The organism is candidate division KSB1 bacterium, assembly GCA_022562085.1.
GTDB lineage: Bacteria > Zhuqueibacterota > Zhuqueibacteria > Oceanimicrobiales > Oceanimicrobiaceae > Oceanimicrobium.
This window is the reverse complement of sequence record JADFPY010000332.1, coordinates 1-5,006: the sequence shown is the minus strand read 5'-3', so window position 1 is coordinate 5,006 and position 5,006 is coordinate 1. Positions and strand designations below refer to the sequence as shown.

General features: G+C 37.5%; 3 protein-coding genes. 2 read left to right on the top strand and 1 reads right to left on the bottom strand.

All coding sequences use genetic code 11. The features are described from left to right. Positions 1-811 (top strand): hypothetical protein (locus IH879_19495; protein MCH7677113.1); only part of this gene is annotated, 811 nt, incomplete at its 5' end. A 10-nt stretch (positions 812-821) separates the two neighbouring features. Here the strand turns inward: IH879_19495 and IH879_19490 are convergent. Continuing rightward, on the bottom strand, positions 822-2,033 hold the full coding sequence (locus tag IH879_19490; GenBank protein ID MCH7677112.1) for a hypothetical protein: 1,212 nt from the start codon (positions 2,031-2,033) through the stop codon (positions 822-824). Between the two features lie 615 nt (positions 2,034-2,648). On the opposite strand from IH879_19490, the gene IH879_19485 reads away from it, so the two are divergent. Next, the gene (locus tag IH879_19485; GenBank protein ID MCH7677111.1) at positions 2,649-4,253 is read left to right on the top strand and encodes a S41 family peptidase; all 1,605 of its coding nucleotides are present in this window, start codon (positions 2,649-2,651) and stop codon (positions 4,251-4,253) included. Positions 4,254-5,006 lie beyond the last annotated feature (753 nt).

Below are 5,006 nucleotides of genomic sequence, written 5' to 3'. Positions count from 1 at the left end.
TGAAGATATAAAGAAAAGATTAGATAAAATTTCAGAGTTTATTGGGTTGAATGAGGAAGAGTTGGATTTACTTTTGAATCATAAGAAAGTTAGTAAAGAGATTCTTAATGTTAATGGAAAGAATTATGATGCGTGGAGAATAATACATAGTAATGCTCTTGGTCCTGGAAAAGGAGGAATTAGATTTCATCCTAAACTTAATCTGGAAGAAGTCAAGATACTTTCATTTTTAATGTCATTAAAAACTTCATTGGTAAACATTCCTTTTGGAGGAGCAAAAGGAGGAATTGAAATTGATCCAAAAGATATAAAAGAAATGAATTTATATGCCGAAAATATGAGGGCAGTTATTACACATCCTAATACTTTAATAACCCCTGAAGTTTCAAATGAAATTAGTAGTTTTTCTATAATTGTTGAGAATAAGATTAAAGGAATGAATTCTTTTCGAGGATATGGTTCAAAAGATTTTAAAGGTAATTCAGCTGGTTATAATACTTTTAAGCGCTTAAATAGGTTCAGGGAGAGAGCAAAATTATCTAAATCTTCGCTTGCTACGTTACATGATACAATTTGGAGACTCACAAAGGATGTTAAGGGGAAAGTTATTGAACTTAATGACGAACGTTATGAATTATTATCAGATATCTTTGTTAGGATGTCTCAAGAATCTTGTATGAAGATAGATAATAGTCCCAAACTTAATGATCGAGTTAAATATCATTCTGAGTATAGTATTACTGATGAACGTTTATCTGCTATGGTTTTATATCATACTTTATTTACAAATTCTATCAAAATAAATAAATAATATATAAAAATTAATTTTTTAAAGTGGATAAATGTAAATTTTCAAAATTAAATTTTTTCAAAATGACTTTTTCTTGCACGTCAAAAACATAAATCACGTCCTGAGCACCGCTTTTGGACACAAAGGTGAGCTCACCATAATCGTTAACATCGATCTTACTATTTAGCAATTTGAACGACTCGAAGTCTGAAGTGCGCTCTCCTTTAACCAAGACTTCAGGTTTGTTTTCACTGTCATCCAGAGATTTGATGTAAATATTGGAGTAACCAACTCTGTTTGCTATAAAGGCGACCCAACTTTTATCGTTTTGGGAGAACACGGCCGGTTTGGTGTTGAGGCCGTCTTTGGTAATTGCCTTGGTTACCATTTTTGGAGAATCCCCTTCCTCCAGGTCAGGGTAATAAAGTTTCTTCAAATCATAAATCCATTTCTCATCGAACTCTTCATAAGTCAAGCCGATGGTTAGTTTCATGACATCCGAAAAGCTGCTCTCCTTCCAAAGATTTTCAATTAATTGCAGAAGTTTTTCTTCGCCAAAATTTTCCGCGATATATTTACAGATGGCCTGACCTTCTTTGTACATCAAGAAGGTGCCGTAAATCGAATCCATATTTTTCAAGGGGACTAAATGACCGCTTAAAACGGCATCGCGAATAATCATTTCGGCCTGCGAACTCCACCCCTGCGACCAATACTCCGCGATTCCTTCAGTAAACCAGAGCGGCATACCCCGGAATGTGGTTCTGTGGTGGTCTTTTAAAACCCGGCCCATTTTTCCGCGAGTAAATACATGCACTAACTCATGATTGATGACATGCTTGAAAGAGTGAATCGAACCCCGTGAAGGAATGACGACTCGCCCCTTCATAAACTCAAAAAAACCTCCGGTCCCTTCAGGTAGAAAACTTGGAATTGTATTGGTTTGCTGAAAATGTGAGTGATTCGAGTAGAAAATCAGAGGAATTCGGCGGTTCACATTGTGGTTGACTTTACTTTCAAGACGGCTATAAGCTTCCTCGGCAAACGCGGCGCCTATTTCAGCAAGCTCCCGCATCTCCGGGTAGAAATAGACATCAAAATGTTCGGTTTTCAAAATTTTCCAATCGAAATCATCGTACTGTATTTTATTCCTGCCAAAATAATACTGAGCGGAAAGACTGGAGTTGAAAACGAACGGAGCGCTGAATAAAATGAAAACTATCAGCCGGGATATAAACTTCATGATATTGTACTTAATTGTATTCCAAATTTCATAAATCTTTACAGCCGGACTTTGCCTTTTATTCCCAGGCTACAATAAAGGTTGAATTTCAATTTAATAATATAAGCCTGTTAATCAAGTTAATTTTTTGTTGTTTGTCTGGCCCCGGCACCTTGAAGAGCGATGCCAATTATCACGATTTTATAATTTAGTGATTCATATTTAATTACCTCCCGATAAAGTAGGAAAGGTATCTGCAAAATCCTTACCACTAAGGTAATGAAAACTACATATAGCTTCGGAAAATGTAAACATCATATAATAAATAAAATGCCCTCTGAGATTGCAAGTGCAAACTTACCGAAAATTTAACACATGAAAAAAATCGACATTAAAAACCTTCTAAGCATCAACTAAATTTGCAATTTCAATACGTGAAAAATACTCGATGTTCATAAGCAAAAAATTATAAAGAAGTTAAGTCGTTAGCAAAAAATAAGAATCTTTTCAACTAATTTGGAACACGGTTTGCCTATGTAAAACTTTTCCTTAAAAAAATACAACACTTCAACAAAGCTGTCTAAATTAAAAAAATTTAAAGTATCATGGGAAGATGAAATCAGTAAGGAGACTTCAATGAAAATCAAAAACATCATTGCACTTGCCTTAACACTCCTACTCTCTTTCAGTTACATCACAAATGAATCAAGAGTAGCCGAACTCTTAGCGAAGTCTGAGAGTTTCTACGCCAAAATAAAAATTTTCACATCTGTTTTAGAAACAATAAACCGCGCTTATGTCGATAAACGGGAATCGGATGAGCTTCTCGAAGACGCAATAAAAGGTGTTCTCTCAAATTTAGATCCGCATACTGTGTTTTTACCCGCCGATGATTTTAAAAATTGGAACCAAAATTTTGAAGGATACACCGGTATTGGAATCAGTTTTGAGGTTCTTCAAGAAAAGATTACCGTAATATCGGTTATCGAAGGAAGTCCGGCCGCCAAAATCAATATTCAACCGGGTGACAAGATTCTGGAAATTGGCGGCGAGTCCGTTATCGGTATTGACAGGGAAGAAGTCGTTAAAAAATTAATTGGACCGGTTGGCATACCGGTGACAATCAAAATTGCCGGCAACCGCCTGAGAAAACCACAAGAATACACCTTAACCAGAAAACGAATAACTCTCGATAGTGTGCCCCTTGCACTCCAGATACGGCCGGGTGTTGGATACGTTAAGTTAGAACGATTTACCGGAACCACGTCAAGAGAACTAGAAAAAGCTTTAAATAATCTGGAAGCCAAAGGGATGAAATCTTTAATTCTCGATCTCCGGGGGAATAGCGGCGGGTATCTGAATGCTGCCGTAGAAGTCGCTGACAAATTTATTCCGGGAGGCCATAAAATTCTTTCAACCAGAGGTCGACTATCAAGCTCATTCCAGGAGTACTACTCAACTGCAAGTGCCACCCATCAACTCTATCCTCTCATAGTTTTGATAGATCATGGTGCAGCAAGCGCATCAGAGATTGTTGCAGGGGCCATTCAAGATTTGGACAGAGGGTTAATCGTCGGAAAATCGTCTTTCGGCAAAGGGTTGGTGCAAAGCCAGTATCGATTTCAGGATGGCTCTGCTTTGCTAATAACGACTGCCAGATATTATACCCCGAGTGGCCGCCAGATTCAAAGAGACTATTTTGATAAATCCAAAGATGAATATTATCAAGACGCTTATGACGATGAACATTTAAACAGTGAAGCCGCCAAAAAAGGAAAACCTAAATTCAAAACGTTAGCCGGTCGCACTGTTTACGGCGGGGGAGGCATCAGGCCGGATATCTGGGTCAAAAATCAGGAAAATATTTTGTCGAAGGAATTACGTGAATTATATTTCTCAGACCAAAGAATTTTTTATGCATTCGCCGATGATTTCTTAAACAAGAATCCAACTTTACGAAAGAACCTGCGATTCTTTATAAATAGATTTATAGTGACAGAAAAAACTTATCAGAAATTTACCTATTTCGTGAAAACCTCCGCGCCTGAATTTTCGAGAACAGATTTTACTCCCGACAAAAACGATATCAAATTTTTGCTCAAACGGGAAATGGCTTTTCTAATTGGAGGAAGTGAAGCTCGCTTCAGAGTCAATTTACAGCGAGACAAACAACTCAACGAATCATTGAAGTATCTGCAAAAAGCCAACGAGCTGCTAACGCTGACTTACTCGTTGAATTAAGCGTGGGAGTAGAAAGGAACAAGTGTGTGCAGACGCAGTCGTAACGAATTGAAATCAGCGTCAAAAAATTGTTCTGGGCCCTGGCCATTAATCAAAAACCTATAACTTGCAGTAAAGTGATGTGTATAGCGCATTTCGTTGACATTACCCTATAAATTCTCACAGACCCCACCCCAATAAACTTCATTCATTTTTTTCAAATCAACAAAAAAAGCCCACGAAATACGTGAGCTTAAGCTATTGTTTTTAGTTAGTACGCCCCCCCAGGATTCGAACCTGTAACTTATTGTTTTATGGAGCTGGCCAGTTTTGATTTCTTATAAAAGAAACCTCGAAGCTCTAATTAAATTAGGCGCTTAGCGCCAAACATCGACAAAGTTTTGTCGATATGTTGAAGCGCCTAAATTCTAAAATCGAATATCGAAATCCGAAACAATTTTCAAAACTCGAAATTCAAATGTTCAAAACCACCGCGGGTCTTCCTTCGCAGACAATACTGCGTCAGCCATCTTTTCGCGGCATCGTCCGCGAAAAGGCTTAGACAATTGACACTAATTTAGGGGTGTTTGTGACTGATTTCACAGGAGTCGAAAAGGGTGAAATAAATTTCACGTATTGCAACTAATACGGGAATTTTTCGTGCTTAACACATGCGTAATTTCACACTTCTACCAAATTGTGAAATGGGTAAACCCGTGTTTAGCAAGGTAGTTCTTTAATGAATTCTTTGTACTCGATTTTGTTAAACTGCCA